13 protein-coding genes are annotated in these 13,138 nt (G+C 61.7%); 7 read left to right on the top strand and 6 right to left on the bottom strand.

Annotation, left to right across the window (positions count from 1 at the left end; genetic code table 11):
* The first annotated feature begins 180 nt into the window (after positions 1-180).
* Positions 181-1,200, top strand: coding sequence for a branched-chain amino acid aminotransferase (locus KGA96_RS11575; protein ID WP_046037319.1), 1,020 nt, complete (start codon positions 181-183; stop codon positions 1,198-1,200).
* A gap of 164 nt (positions 1,201-1,364) precedes the next feature.
* On the opposite strand, the gene KGA96_RS11570 is transcribed toward KGA96_RS11575, so the two are convergent.
* Positions 1,365-2,129, bottom strand: coding sequence for an ArsR/SmtB family transcription factor (locus KGA96_RS11570; RefSeq protein ID WP_223467325.1), 765 nt, complete (start codon positions 2,127-2,129; stop codon positions 1,365-1,367).
* Between the two features lie 79 nt (positions 2,130-2,208).
* On the opposite strand from KGA96_RS11570, the gene KGA96_RS11565 reads away from it, so the two are divergent.
* A complete protein-coding gene (locus KGA96_RS11565; protein WP_223467327.1) occupies positions 2,209-3,318 on the top strand; it encodes a cytochrome P450 in 1,110 nt (369 codons plus the stop codon).
* An 11-nt stretch (positions 3,319-3,329) separates the two neighbouring features.
* On the opposite strand, the gene dmeF is transcribed toward KGA96_RS11565, so the two are convergent.
* The 3 genes from dmeF to KGA96_RS11550 all read right to left on the bottom strand — a co-directional run bounded on the left by dmeF (position 3,330) and on the right by KGA96_RS11550 (position 5,164).
* Entirely contained in the window at positions 3,330-4,262 is a 933-nt protein-coding gene (dmeF, locus tag KGA96_RS11560) for a CDF family Co(II)/Ni(II) efflux transporter DmeF (protein WP_046037322.1), read from the bottom strand.
* Positions 4,263-4,275: 13 nt separating this feature from the next.
* Positions 4,276-4,551, bottom strand: coding sequence for a metal/formaldehyde-sensitive transcriptional repressor (locus KGA96_RS11555; protein ID WP_046037323.1), 276 nt, complete (start codon positions 4,549-4,551; stop codon positions 4,276-4,278).
* A gap of 136 nt (positions 4,552-4,687) precedes the next feature.
* Positions 4,688-5,164, bottom strand: coding sequence for an MEKHLA domain-containing protein (locus KGA96_RS11550; RefSeq protein ID WP_080925230.1), 477 nt, complete (start codon positions 5,162-5,164; stop codon positions 4,688-4,690).
* A 186-nt stretch (positions 5,165-5,350) separates the two neighbouring features.
* Between KGA96_RS11550 and KGA96_RS11545 the strand changes: the two genes are divergently transcribed.
* Positions 5,351-6,382, top strand: coding sequence for a D-cysteine desulfhydrase family protein (locus KGA96_RS11545; RefSeq protein WP_046037436.1), 1,032 nt, complete (start codon positions 5,351-5,353; stop codon positions 6,380-6,382).
* 3 nt (positions 6,383-6,385) lie between these two features.
* Here KGA96_RS11545 and KGA96_RS11540 read toward each other — a convergent pair whose 3' ends face one another.
* A complete protein-coding gene (locus tag KGA96_RS11540) occupies positions 6,386-6,724 on the bottom strand; it encodes an FKBP-type peptidyl-prolyl cis-trans isomerase (RefSeq protein WP_223467331.1) in 339 nt (112 codons plus the stop codon).
* A gap of 171 nt (positions 6,725-6,895) precedes the next feature.
* Between KGA96_RS11540 and KGA96_RS11535 the strand changes: the two genes are divergently transcribed.
* From KGA96_RS11535 to KGA96_RS11525, 3 genes are all read left to right on the top strand, one after another.
* Positions 6,896-7,969, top strand: a complete 1,074-nt coding sequence (locus KGA96_RS11535) for a sensor domain-containing diguanylate cyclase (protein WP_046037325.1) — start codon at positions 6,896-6,898, stop codon at positions 7,967-7,969.
* A gap of 191 nt (positions 7,970-8,160) precedes the next feature.
* On the top strand, positions 8,161-9,453 hold the full coding sequence (locus KGA96_RS11530) for an MFS transporter (protein WP_046037327.1): 1,293 nt from the start codon (positions 8,161-8,163) through the stop codon (positions 9,451-9,453).
* Between the two features lie 26 nt (positions 9,454-9,479).
* Positions 9,480-10,256 carry a substrate-binding domain-containing protein gene (locus KGA96_RS11525; protein WP_046037437.1) on the top strand — a complete coding sequence of 259 codons (777 nt, stop codon included), beginning with the start codon at positions 9,480-9,482 and terminating at the stop codon, positions 10,254-10,256.
* A gap of 7 nt (positions 10,257-10,263) precedes the next feature.
* Here the strand turns inward: KGA96_RS11525 and KGA96_RS11520 are convergent, their stop codons facing one another.
* The gene (locus tag KGA96_RS11520; RefSeq protein ID WP_046037328.1) at positions 10,264-11,160 is read right to left on the bottom strand and encodes a LysR family transcriptional regulator; all 897 of its coding nucleotides are present in this window, start codon (positions 11,158-11,160) and stop codon (positions 10,264-10,266) included.
* A gap of 160 nt (positions 11,161-11,320) precedes the next feature.
* Here KGA96_RS11520 and KGA96_RS11515 point away from each other — a divergent pair, with 160 nt between their 5' ends.
* Positions 11,321-13,129, top strand: a complete 1,809-nt coding sequence (locus KGA96_RS11515; protein ID WP_223512863.1) for a monovalent cation:proton antiporter-2 (CPA2) family protein — start codon at positions 11,321-11,323, stop codon at positions 13,127-13,129.
* The last annotated feature ends 9 nt before the right edge of the window (positions 13,130-13,138 follow it).

Raw genomic sequence — 13,138 nt, 5'->3', positions numbered from 1 at the left:
GCCACAGGATTTCGAACGATGAGGGATCGGCGGCTTTTTTCATGAGCAGGCTAAGAAATCTGTCCGTCACCCGATAGTCTGGGCTGCGATTTAGCCCAAGAATGAAGTATTGTTGTCCCCATCCAAAAAACGTCAGAAGCCTTGAACCGTTTCGGCGGTTGTTCAGTGATAGAGGGTGTCATGGGTAACGAAAGCATCAATTGGGACAAGCTGGGTTTTGACTACATCAAGACCGACAAGCGCTATCTGTCGTATTTCCGCAATGGCGAGTGGGACAAAGGCACCCTGACCGAAGACAACGTGCTGCACATCAGCGAAGGCTCCACTGCCCTTCACTATGGCCAGCAATGCTTCGAAGGCATGAAGGCCTATCGTTGCAAGGACGGCTCGATCAACCTGTTCCGCCCGGACCAGAACGCCCTGCGCATGCAGCGCAGCTGCGCCCGCCTGCTGATGCCGCAGGTGGAAACCGAGCAGTTCATCGAAGCCTGCAAGGAAGTGGTCCGCGCCAACGAGCGTTTCATTCCGCCGTACGGCACTGGCGGCGCGCTGTACCTGCGTCCGTTCGTGATCGGCGTGGGTGACAACATCGGCGTGCGTACCGCCCCCGAGTTCATCTTCTCGATCTTCTGCATTCCGGTTGGCGCCTACTTCAAGGGCGGCCTGACCCCGCACAACTTCCTGATCTCCAGCTACGACCGCGCCGCGCCACAAGGCACCGGTGCCGCCAAGGTCGGTGGCAACTACGCCGCCAGCCTGATGCCGGGCTCCCAGGCCAAGAAAGCGCATTTCGCCGACTGTATCTACCTGGATCCGCTGACCCATACCAAGATCGAGGAAGTCGGTTCGGCCAACTTCTTCGGGATCACCCACGACAACAAGTTCGTGACCCCGAACTCGCCATCGGTACTGCCGGGCATCACCCGTCTGTCGCTGATCGAGCTGGCCAGGTCCCGCCTGGGTCTGGACGTGGTCGAAGGTGACGTGTTCATCGACAAGCTCTCCGACTTCAAGGAAGCCGGTGCTTGCGGTACCGCTGCGGTGATCACGCCGATTGGCGGCATCAACTACAACGACCACCTGCACGTGTTCCACAGCGAAACCGAAGTCGGCCCGATCACCCAGAAGCTCTACAAAGAGCTGACCGGCGTGCAAACCGGCGACATCGAAGCGCCAGCGGGCTGGATCGTCAAGGTTTGACCTGACGCCAGACGCACAAAAGCCCCCCATCGGGTGACCGATGGGGGGCTTTTTGTTTGCATTGTACTGACAAACCCACCACTCCCCCCCCTGTGGGAGCGAGCTTGCTCGCGATGACGGCATTGCATTCAATACAGAAGCATCCGGAATACACCTATTGTCAGTCAGCGAATGTTCCCGAACTCCACCGAACCTGCCGTCATTTGCGAAACTTTGACATTACCCTCAACCACCAACGGCAATTCGATTCCAAACCGCCTTCCAAACTCTTTGCGCCCCAACCCCGTCAACGCCAACGCCCGACTGTCCAGATCCTGGGTCACCCACTTGCGCTTGAGCGCCGTTTGCAGCAACGCCGCGCCCAGCGACCCGCCCAGATGTGGCCGGCGCATGCTCCAGTCCAGGCACGGGCAGGCAAAGCGGCGGCGCAAGGTGCTCAAGTCCTGTACCTCGATCCCGAGCCCTTGAAACATTGCCGTACCACTGTCGCTCAAGCGATAGGCCTGTTCATCGGTTTCCTCCAGCCAGCCCGCTTCAAGCAACCGGTCATGCAACAGCACCGCCAGGGTTCCCGCCATGTGGTCGTAGCAGGTGCGGGCAAATTGCAGGCGATCCGGGGTCCGCGCCCGGAAGCCCGGCGCGGTGTTCTGGCCGATCACCATCAGTACCTCCAGGGCCTGGGCCACGCGTTTGTCCGCCAGGCTGTAATAGCGATGACGTCCCTGGACGTGCAGCCGCACCAGCGCCAGCTCCTTGAGTTTGGCCAAGTGGGCACTGGCGGTCGACGCGCTGACTTCGGCCACCGCCGCCAGTTCGGTGCTGGTCCGGGCGTGGCCGTCCATCAGCGAACAGAGGATTTTCGTCCGCGCCGGCTCAGCGATGGCTGCCGCCACCTGCGAGACACCGATGTCGTGATGTTCTGCGCTCATATTTCGCTCCCGGACGAATCAAAGCCCTTTCGGACTGGAGATAGTAGCAACTCTTTCCAACAACAAAAGGCTGTGACCCATGGACCCGATCATCGCTGCGACCCATGCCGATCCTTATCCCTACTACGCACAACTGCGTGCCAACGGTGGACTGGCTTTTCATCCGGGGCTGAACCTGTGGGTGGCCAGCAGCGCCCGGGCGGTGGCCGCCGTGCTGGCGCACCCCGATTGCCACGTTCGACCGGCGCAGGAGCCAGTCCCCAAGGCGATCGCCGACGGCATGGCCGGCCAGGTGTTCAGCCAATTGATGCGCATGAATGAAGGTGAACGCCAGCGTTGCCCACGGTCGGCGATTGCGCCGGGGCTGGAGTTGATCGATGCGCGGGAAGTCGAGGCCCTGGTCAGCGCCCGATTGATCACCGCGGATGCCGCTGGCCTGTACAACGCCATGTTTCGCGGACCGGTGTGCGTGGTGGCGGCGTTGTTGGGGTTCACCCCGGCCCAGGGCCGCGCCATCAGCGAGTTGACGGCGGATTTCGTCGCCTGCCTGTCGCCCTTGAGCGACGCGGCACAATTGACCGCCGCCAACGCTGCCGCCGAACAATTGAGCGGTTACTTCATCGAATTGCTCGACGATCCGCACAACCACAGCCCTTTGCTGGCAGGCATCCGCCAACGTTTCGCAACCGGCGCGCCGCAAACCCTGATCGCCAACCTGATCGGCCTGCTCTCCCAGACCTTCGAGGCCACTGCCGGGCTGATCGGCAACGCCGTGCTGGCATTGATTCAACATCCGTTGTTACGCGGCGAATCAATCCCTGTCGAAGACCTGATGGCCGAAGTGCAGCGCTTCGACCCGCCGGTACAGAACACCCGCCGCTTCGTCACCGCCCCCTGCGAGATTGACGGCGTGAGGCTGAACGCCACCGACGTGATCCTGGTGCTGCTGGCCTCGGCCAATCGCGACCCGCAGCTCAACGACAACCCCGACACCTTCCTGCTCGACCGCCCGAACCGGCGCAGCTTCACCTTCGGTGCAGGGCGCCATCAATGCCCGGGGCAACGCCTGGCGTTGAGCATTGCCGGCGCCACGCTCAGGCAGTTTCTGGCGATGAGGCCGGCACTGGAGCAGCTGAAGTGGCAATACCGCCCATCCACGAATGGACGGATTCCGCTGGTCAGTGACTGACCGCAAGCCGCTCAAGCCGTGCGGTATTCAACGGTCAGGTGAGACAGTTCATGGACCGGCGCCAGGCGTTCGCGAATGCTGTCGGCACTGACATTGGCCGCGGCCACAACGCTGACAATCGCGGCCCGCGCCTGGGGGCCAACCTGCCAGACATGCAGATCGCTGATGCGCACATCGTCCGATGACTCCAGCAGTTCACGAATTTCATCGGCAACGTGCTCATCCGTGACATCGAGCAACACCGCAGCGCTGTCACGCATCAATCCAACGGCCCACTTCGCGATCACGATGGCGCCCACGATGCCCATCACCGGGTCCAGCCACACCCACCCCAGATAGCGCCCGGCCAGTAACGCGGCAATCGCCAGCACCGAGGTCAAGGCGTCGGCCAACACATGGACATACGCCGAGCGCAGGTTGTTGTCGTGATGGTGATGATGGCCGTGGTCATGGCTATGTCCGTGATCGTGGCCATGATGGCCGTGGTCGCCAGCCAGCAAAAAGGCACTGGCGATGTTCACCGCCAGCCCCACCACCGCAATCACCGTCGCTTCGGTGAATGCCACGGTCGTTGGCTGAAACAGGCGATAAACGGACTCACCGGCAATGCCGATCGCCACTAGCCCCAGCACCATGGCCGAGGCAAAACCGGCGAGATCCCCGACCTTGCCGGTGCCGAAGCTGTAGCGCGCGTTGTTGGCATTGCGTCGTGCGAATCCATAGGCCGCCGCCGCGATGCCCAAGGCCCCGGCATGGGTGGCCATGTGAAAACCATCGGCCAGCAGGGCCATGGAACCAGTGATGTAACCGGCAGCAATTTCACCAATCATCATCACGAACGTCAGCGCCACCACCCATAAGGTGCGTCGGGCGTTTTCATCATGGGATGCGCCGAGAAACACATGATCATGGGCAAAACGCGAAGCCTGGGGTGTCTGTTTCATGGAATTCAGGCCTCTATTTGGCATAACGGCGGATGGCCAGCAACAAGTCTTCCACGCCCTGGGCGCGCTCTTCATCGCTCAAGTCCGGATGGGCCACGTGCTCGCGGGCATGGGCGTCGATGAACTGCTCCAGCAGACCATTGACCGCGCCCCGGATGGCGGCGACCAGGTGCAGGGTCTTGGCGCAATCGGCATCGGACTCAAGCGCTCGCTCTACGGCCTCCACCTGCCCGGCAATCCGTCTGACCCGCTTGATCAAGTCATCTTTATGTTCGTGAATGTGCGACATACCTATACCCCCTACCCCTATATGGCGCGTATGTTCGCCGATAGAGCGCAGCCTGGCAAGTCACAACCCGATGACAGGTCGGGTTGATATCGATATTCGCCAGCCGGTCGGCAGGCCGTCCGCTAAAGGTTGGGGCTCAACACCCCAACTGCCCGACCCGCTCTGCATCCGGCCAGAACAACGCCGCCTGCCCCACGCGCAACCCCTGTTGATCGATCAGCGTCCACACCTTGCCTTCATGAATCATGAAGGCACTACCCTGCCGATCCACCCGATAGCCGCTGTAACCGTGGGCAATGCCATGGGCCGTGACCTGCTCCAGCAGGGTCTGGCGCACCGCGCGGTCCAGTGGCGAGGCGCTGAAGCGTGACGGCATGCCCAGAAATTCCGGGCGCGGGTACTTGAAGCAGGTCAGCGCCTGTTCATTGGCGTAGAAGAACAGAGGGTCGTCCTCCGTGCCGTGGGCCAGCAAGCTGTAGGGCGCGTGGGCGTGCAGCCAGAGCAGGCGTTCAGGCCCGCTCAGCGCCTGCGGTGCTGGCAGGGGTTCACCGGTCCAATGCCGATAAGACTCGTCCAGCAGTTCGATGGCCGTGGCGTATTCGTTGATTGGCAACCCGCCTTCTCCTCTTCAGATCGTGGTTTCAAGTCCGGTTCAGCCTATCCAAAGCGACCTGGAAAGTCCCGCCGCCCGGCCGATTAGTTACACCGTGTTAAAACAGTCATGACCGGCAGTGCGTTTATCCCACCGACCTTTCTCCATAAAGTCAGCCTGATCATGGTGAACAACGAGGCTCGATCGATGCAGACCCAACTGGACAAGTCCCTGAGTGTTTTTGCGCGGGCAGACCTGCTGCAAGGTCCCACCCCCATCCAGCGGGCTGCGCGACTCGAACAGCAGCTGGGCCTGGACAAGCAGGGTATCGGCCTGTTTCTCAAACGCGACGACCATATGTTGATCGGCGCGGGCGGCAACAAGCTGCGCAAACTTGAATTCCATATTGGCGCGGCGCTGCAAGCCGGGGTCGATACGATCATTACCGTGGGAGGTATCCAGTCCAATCATGCGCGCCTGACCGCCGCGGTGTGCGCCCGGCTGGGCATCGACTGCGAGCTGTTCCTGACCCGGGCCGTCGCCAAGGCCGAGGTGGATTACGAACTCAATGGCAACGTGCTGCTCGACCAACTGTTCGGCGCACAGATGCAGGTGTTTGCCGGCGGTACCGACTCACTGGCCAAAGCCGAGGCCAGGGCGGCGCAGCTTCGGGATTGCGGGCGCAAGGTCATGGTTCTGCCGACCGGTGGCTCGACCCCTTTGGGCAGCCTCGGCTACGCTCGCTGCGCAGCGGAAATCGCCCGGCAAGAGGCGGAGCTGGACCTGACGTTCAATCAAGTGGTGGTCCCCAATGGTAGCGCCGGGACCCATGCAGGGCTCGCGGCGGGCTTCCATTTGCTTGGCCGGGGTACTTCCCTGGTCAAGTCGTACTCGGTGTTGTCCGACCAGGACTCATCAGCGACGAGAACTCTGCAATTGACCCGCGAGACACTGGCGCTACTGGGCAGCAGCGCCGAGGTGCAGGCTGATGAGATGGTGATTGATGGCAGCCAGCTGGGCGCCGGCTATGGTTTGCCAACCGCCGCCATGCAGGACGCGGTACGCCTGATGGCCCGTGCCGAAGGCCTGCTGGTCGACCCGGTGTACTCCGGCAAAGCCTTTGCGGGATTGCTGGCCGACTTGCAGCAAGGGCGATTCGCCACCGGGGACAACGTGCTGTTCGTCATGACCGGCGGCACACCTGGCCTGTACGCGTACCGGGAAACCTTTCAGGCCTGAGGGTCAATCATCCCGCGTCAGCACTTCCAGCAATTCAATTTCGAAGATCAGGTTCGAATTCGGCGTGATCTTGCCCATGGTGCGCTCGCCATAGGCAAGGTGCGCCGGCACCAACACCTTGCGCTTGCCACCGACCTGCATGCCAATGATGCCCAGGTCCCAGCCCTTGATGACCCGCCCGGTGCCGATCACGCACTGGAAGGGTTTGCCCCGGCTGTAGGAAGAGTCGAATTCGGTCCCGTCCTCCAGCCAACCACGGTACTGGGTGGTGATCAGCGCGCCTTTTACGGCGGCTTTTCCGTCACCCACCTGAAGATCGATTACCTGAAGCTCGTCATTCATTGAATTCACTCGTATGCTCTCTCGCCCTCAAGGGCCTGATGGGCGCCGTTTTCCCAGATTTGCTCGCGATTGGCAACCATTGCCGCCTCCCGCGCGGCGTTCAAAGCGGTTTGCTGAACTAAAATAATCAACAATTACCCTACGGTTCACCGCCCTGATGGCCATCCCCGAATGATCCTGCTCTGGACCAGCGTCATCCTTGGTTCAACGACGCTCACCCTGATCGTCGCGCTGGTCTGGCGCGAACGTTCGCTGCAAAAGCAACTGGCCGAATATCGCAGCATCGTCACCCGCCTGTCCGAAGGCCAGAGCATCCATCAGGACGGCGACGCCGAGCGCTTCAAACGCAGCCAGTACTTTGCCCGCATCGGCACCTGGGATTGGGATGTCGACACCGACCGGTTGTACTGGTCAGATGCGATTTTCGGCATGTTCGGCTTCAAGATCGGCGAAGTGACGCCCTCCTACGCCCTGTTCTGCTCCTGCGTGCATCCGGACGACCGGCCCAGGGTTCGGGCCGGCGAACTGCGTTGCCTGGAAACCGGCGAAAACCATGACGAGGAATACCGCGTGGTCTGGCCCGACGGAACGATCCGCTGGCTGCGCGAAACCGGCAACGTGGTCAAGAACGACCACGACGAAACGGTCAAGATGATGGGCGTGGTACGCGACATCACCGAAGAAAAGGCCTCGGCCAACTACCTCAAGCACCTGGCCCATTACGACCCGTTGACCGGCCTGCCCAATCGCCTGGTGCTCGAAGAACGCCTGTCCGAAGCGCTGGAGCTGGCGCGCACCAGTGCCACGCGGGTGGCGCTGGTGTTTGTCGACCTCAATGGTTTCAAGGCCATCAACGACCGCTATGGTCATGCGGCCGGCGACCGCGTGCTGGTCACGACCGCCACCCGGCTCAAGCGCATTCTGCGCGGCACCGACACCGTCGCCCGGATCGGCGGCGACGAATTCGTGGTCATTCTCCAGGACCTGCCCCAGGGCAATAGCCTTCAAGACGAAGCGCGCAGCATCTGCCAGAAAATCTTCGTCGAACTCTCCCCGCCCGTCACCATCGGCAACGACCAGCGCCACATCGGCACCAGCCTCGGCGTCGCGGTGTTCCCCGATCATGCGTCGAGTATCGACCGTTTGCTGCACATTGCCGACCTGGCGATGTATGAGGCCAAACGCAGCGGGAACAATCAATATCGGCTGGGCACCGAGAGCGTTGCGCGGGCGCATAGCGAATAGCGCTTCGTCGACGGGAGCCTGTACCGGTAACTGCACGAGCAAGGCCACGAATGCATTGATCCGCTTCACGCATCAATGCATGCCAACAATGCAATTAACATATCGATGCCCCTGCTCCACTATCAGCCCCAATAAGAACCGTGCGCCGCGTCCAGCCGGCGCACGTCATAAAAGCGGTGGAGTATTTATCGATGACAGCCTCAATCCCGCGCGGACGCTCTCGCGCCAGTGCCATTTTCCGGGTCACCTCGGGCAACTTCCTCGAACAGTTCGACTTCTTCCTTTTCGGTTTCTATGCCACGCAGATCGCTGCCGTGTTCTTTCCGGCCAGCAGCGAATTCGCCTCGCTGATGATGACCTTCGCCGTGTTCGGTGCAGGCTTTTTGATGCGTCCGTTGGGCGCCGTGGTGCTGGGTGCCTATATCGATGATGTGGGTCGACGCAAAGGGTTGATCGTGACCCTGTCGATCATGGCCAGCGGCACCATCCTGATTGTGCTGGTGCCCGGTTACGAAACCATCGGTCTGTTCGCCCCGGCCCTGGTGCTGATCGGGCGGCTGCTGCAGGGCTTTTCCGCCGGTGCGGAACTGGGCGGCGTGTCGGTGTATCTCGCCGAGATCGCCACACCCGGCCACAAGGGCTTTTTCACCAGTTGGCAGTCGGGCAGCCAGCAAGTGGCGATCATCGTCGCCGCCGCGCTGGGTTACGCCTTGAACCAGTGGATGGCGCCGAGCGTGATTGCCGATTGGGGCTGGCGGATTCCGTTCTTCGTCGGCTGCATGATCGTGCCGTTCATCTTCCTGCTACGCCGCAACCTGGAGGAGACCGAAGAGTTCGCCACCCGCAAACACCGCCCGAGCATGGGTGAGGTGTTCCGCACCCTGGGGCAAAACTGGCTGACCGTGTTCGCGGGCATGATGATGGTCGCCCTGACCACCACCGCGTTCTACCTGATCACGGTGTACGCGCCGACCTTTGGTAAAACCGTGCTGCACCTGAGCACGTCCGATGCGCTGCTGGTGACATTGCTGGTGGGCGTTTCGAATTTCATCTGGCTGCCGATCGGTGGCGCCCTCTCGGACCGCATCGGTCGACGTCCGGTGTTGATCGCCATGGCCTTGTTGGCCATCGCCACCACTTACCCGGTGCTGACCTATCTGGTGAACGCGCCCAGCTTCATCCACATGCTGCTGGTGCTGTTGTGGCTGTCGTTCATCTACGGCCTGTACAACGGCGCGATGATTCCGGCGCTGACGGAGATCATGCCCGTGGAAGTCCGGGTGGCCGGTTTCTCCCTCGCCTATAGCCTGGCCACGGCCGTGTTCGGCGGGTTCACCCCGGCGATGTCGACCTTGCTGATCCAGTACACCGGCGACAAGGCGGCGCCGGGTTACTGGATGAGCTTTGCAGCACTGTGCGCGCTGTGCGCCACGCTCATGCTCTATCGCCGCGCCTCGAATCATCTGCAACCGGTGGCGTCGTGAACCGGCCCTTCATCGAGAACATGACCATGAAAAAAACCTTCAATCTTGCCGCCCTCGCGTTGCTGGTCAGCCTGGGCTTGAGCAGCATTGCCCAGGCTGAAGAGATCCGCGTGATGACCTCCGGCGGCTTCACGGCAGCCTACAAGATCCTCGGCCCGAAATTCGCCGCTTCCACCGGCAACACCCTCGACACCGCGCTCGGTCCCTCCATGGGCAAGGCCCCCGAAGCGATTCCCAATCGCCTGGCCCGGGGTGAGCAAGCCGACGTGGTGATCATGGTCGGTTACGCTCTGGACGATTTGATCAAGCAGGGCAAGGTCGACCCGGCTTCCCGTGTCGAACTGGCGGATTCGCGCATTGGCCTGGTGGTGCGTGAAGGTGCGCCGAAACCGGATATCAGCAACGTCGAGGGCCTGAAAAAGACGCTGCTCGACGCCAAATCAGTGGCCTACTCCGACAGCGCCAGCGGCGTGTACATCGAGCAGCAACTGTTCAAGCGCCTGGGGATCGAAGACCAGCTCAAGCCCAAGTCGACCATGGTGGCGAAAATCCCCGTGGGTTCGGTGGTTGCCACTGGCGACTATCAACTTGGCTTCCAGCAGGTCAGCGAATTGTTGCCGGTGCCGGGGGTCAGTTTCGTGGCGAAGATTCCGGAGTCTGTGCAGTCGGTCACCCGGTTTGCCGCCGGCATCCCGGTAGGTGCCCGGCACCCGGCCGAAGCCAAGGCTTTACTGGACTACATGGCCTCGGCCCAGGCTCAACCGGACGTGAAAGCAACCGGACTGGACTCGGTCAGTCGCTGACCGACGGCTACAGGACTTTCATCTCCACCACCAGCCGTTCCAGCTCCAATGCCGCCGGGGTCAGGGTTCGCCCCCGGCGCTTGATCAGACCGACGCTGCGCATCACCTGCGGATCGGTCAACGGCACCCGCGTCAGGATCGGATGGTCCGCCGCCGGCATCGCCATCAGCGGCACCGCCGCCACGCCCAACCCGGCCTCCACCAGCCCGATCATGGTGGTCACGTGACGGGTTTCGCAGATGCTCGGCCGCTGCGGCACCACGCCGGTCAGTGCCTGATCCAGCAGAAAACGGTTGCCCGAGGTTTTATCCAGCGAGATGTAGTCCTGCTGATAGAACTCGTCCCAAGTGACACTGCTTCGCCCCGCCAGCGGATGATCGCGCCGGCACGCCACTACATACCCCTCTTGCACCAAGGGCTCGAAATCCACTTCGGCTTCCAGCGTGCCCATGAAGCTCAGGCCGAAATCCGCTTCGCCATTGACCACCGCACTCAATACGTCGTGGGCGCTGGAGTCCAGCACCTTGACCTTGATCCGTGGAAACTGCCGGTGATAGTGCGCGATCACTCGCGGCATGAAGTAGTAAGCCGCCGAGGGTACACAGGCGACCGTGACATGGCCGAGTCGGGTCGAAGCGACTTCGCTGATGCCCAGCAATGCCACGTCCAGATCGTCCAGCAGGCGCTCGACGCTGGGCATGAAACCCCGTCCGGCCTGGGTCAGGCTGACCTTGCGCGTGGTGCGCTCGAACAGCCGCACGCCGAGGGCGTCTTCGAGCTTTTCGATGCGCCGGCTCAAGGCTGGCTGGGATATCCGTACCGTATCGGCGGCCTTGCGGAAGCTGCCCTGCTCGACCACGGCACGAAAAGCCTGCAGATCGTTGAGGTCGAAGTTGATCGCCATGGGGTCTACTCGAGAGGGACAGTTTGATTGATCAGCTAATTCTATAAATGTAACCAATTAATGCAAATTGTAACATCTGAGCCCGAGCGTTTTGCTGACGCCGAAGGGCCCAGCCTTTATTCTTGTCACCCCCGCTGTGTCGAGTTCTGGAGTTTCGCCCATGCCCCATGAAGGCAACCCGCTACAAGCCGCTGTCGTATTTCTGATGGCGGCCGTGCTCATCGTTCCCTTGGCCAAGCGCCTGCAACTGGGGGCGGTTCTGGGCTATCTGTTTGCCGGGGTGATCATCGGCCCGTCGGTGCTGGGCCTGATCGACAATCCGCAAAGCGTCGCGAACATTTCCGAACTCGGCGTGGTGTTGCTGCTGTTCATCATCGGCCTGGAACTGTCGCCACGACGCTTGTGGGTGATGCGCAAGTCAGTGTTCGGCGTGGGCCTGGCGCAAGTGTTGCTCACTGGCACGGTGATTGGCGTGGTTGCGCTTTGGCTGTTTGGCCAGCCGTTGAACACCGCGATCGTCCTGGGCCTGGGCCTGGCGTTGTCGTCCACGGCGTTCGGCCTGCAAAGCCTGGCTGAGCGCAAGGAACTGACAAGCCCCCACGGGCGGCTGGCGTTCGCGATCCTGTTGTTTCAGGACATCGCCGCGATCCCCTTGATCGCCATGGTGCCGTTGCTTGCCGGTGGCGATCACAGCACGACCGCCAGCGAAAACCTGAACCACGGCCTGCAAGTGCTGGCCAGCATCGCCGTGGTGGTGATCGGCGGGCGTTATCTGCTGCGGCCGGTGTTTCGCGTGGTGACCAAAACCGCGCTGCCAGAGGTCTCCACCGCCACGGCGTTGCTGGTAGTGATTGGCACGGCATGGCTGATGGAGCTGGTCGGAATATCCATGGCCCTGGGCGCCTTCCTCGCCGGCCTGCTGCTGGCGGACTCCGAGTATCGCCATGAACTGGAAGCCCAGATCGAACCGTTCAAGGGCCTGTTGCTCGGGCTGTTTTTCATCAGCGTCGGCATGGGCGCGAACCTGAGCCTGTTGCTGAACATGCCGATGGCGGTGCTGGGCCTGACCCTGCTGCTGATCGCGATCAAACTGCCGCTGTTGTTCCTGGTCGGTCGCCTGGCCGGGGGCTTGAAAAAGGTCAGTGCGATCCGCCTGGGCATCGTGTTGGCGGCCGGTGGTGAATTTGCCTTTGTGGTGTTCAAGATTGGTCGCGACCACGGGCTGTTCGCCACGGAGCTGTATGACTTGCTGGTGCTGACCATCACCCTGTCCATGGCCGTGACGCCACTGTTGCTGCTGCTTTGCGCACGCCTGGTCAGCCCGAAAGTGCAACCGGTGGAAGTACCGGAGAAGTTCCGCGAAATCGACGCCGACGCACCACGGGTGGTGATCGCCGGCATGGGTCGCATGGGGCAGATCGTTGCGCGGATATTGCGCGCGCAGAACATCAAGTTCGTGGCCCTCGACACCTCGGTGGAAACCATCGAACTGTCCCGCAGCTTCGGTGGCGTGCCGGTGTTCTACGGCGACCCGATGCGCCCGGAAATCCTCAACGCGGCCAAGGTCGGGGAAGCCGAATATTTCGTGATCGCCACCGACGACCCGGACACCAACATCAAGACCGCCGAACTGGTGCGCAAGCTCTACCCGCACATGAAAATCATCGCCCGTGCCCGTAACCGCCAGCATGTGCACCGGCTGATGGATGTCGGCGCTCACGCCGTGCGCGAAACCTTTTATTCGAGCCTGGAAATGAGCCGGCAAACCCTGATCGGCCTGGGATTGACCCAGGCCCAGGCGGATGCGCGGATCAAACGCTTCAAGCAGCACGACGAAGAGGTGCTTGAAGCCCAGCATGCGGTGTATGACGACGCGGTGAAAGTGATGCAGACGGCGCAGGAAGCGCGGGTCGAACTGGGCAGGTTGTTCGAGTCGGATCAACTGCAGGAGCAGGCGGGCACCAAATGAGGTGAATAT

It is taken from the genome of Pseudomonas sp. GL-R-26 (assembly GCF_019947365.1).
GTDB lineage: Bacteria > Pseudomonadota > Gammaproteobacteria > Pseudomonadales > Pseudomonadaceae > Aquipseudomonas.
The sequence above is the reverse complement of the archived record's forward strand: the minus strand, read 5'-3'. Positions and strand labels throughout refer to the sequence as shown.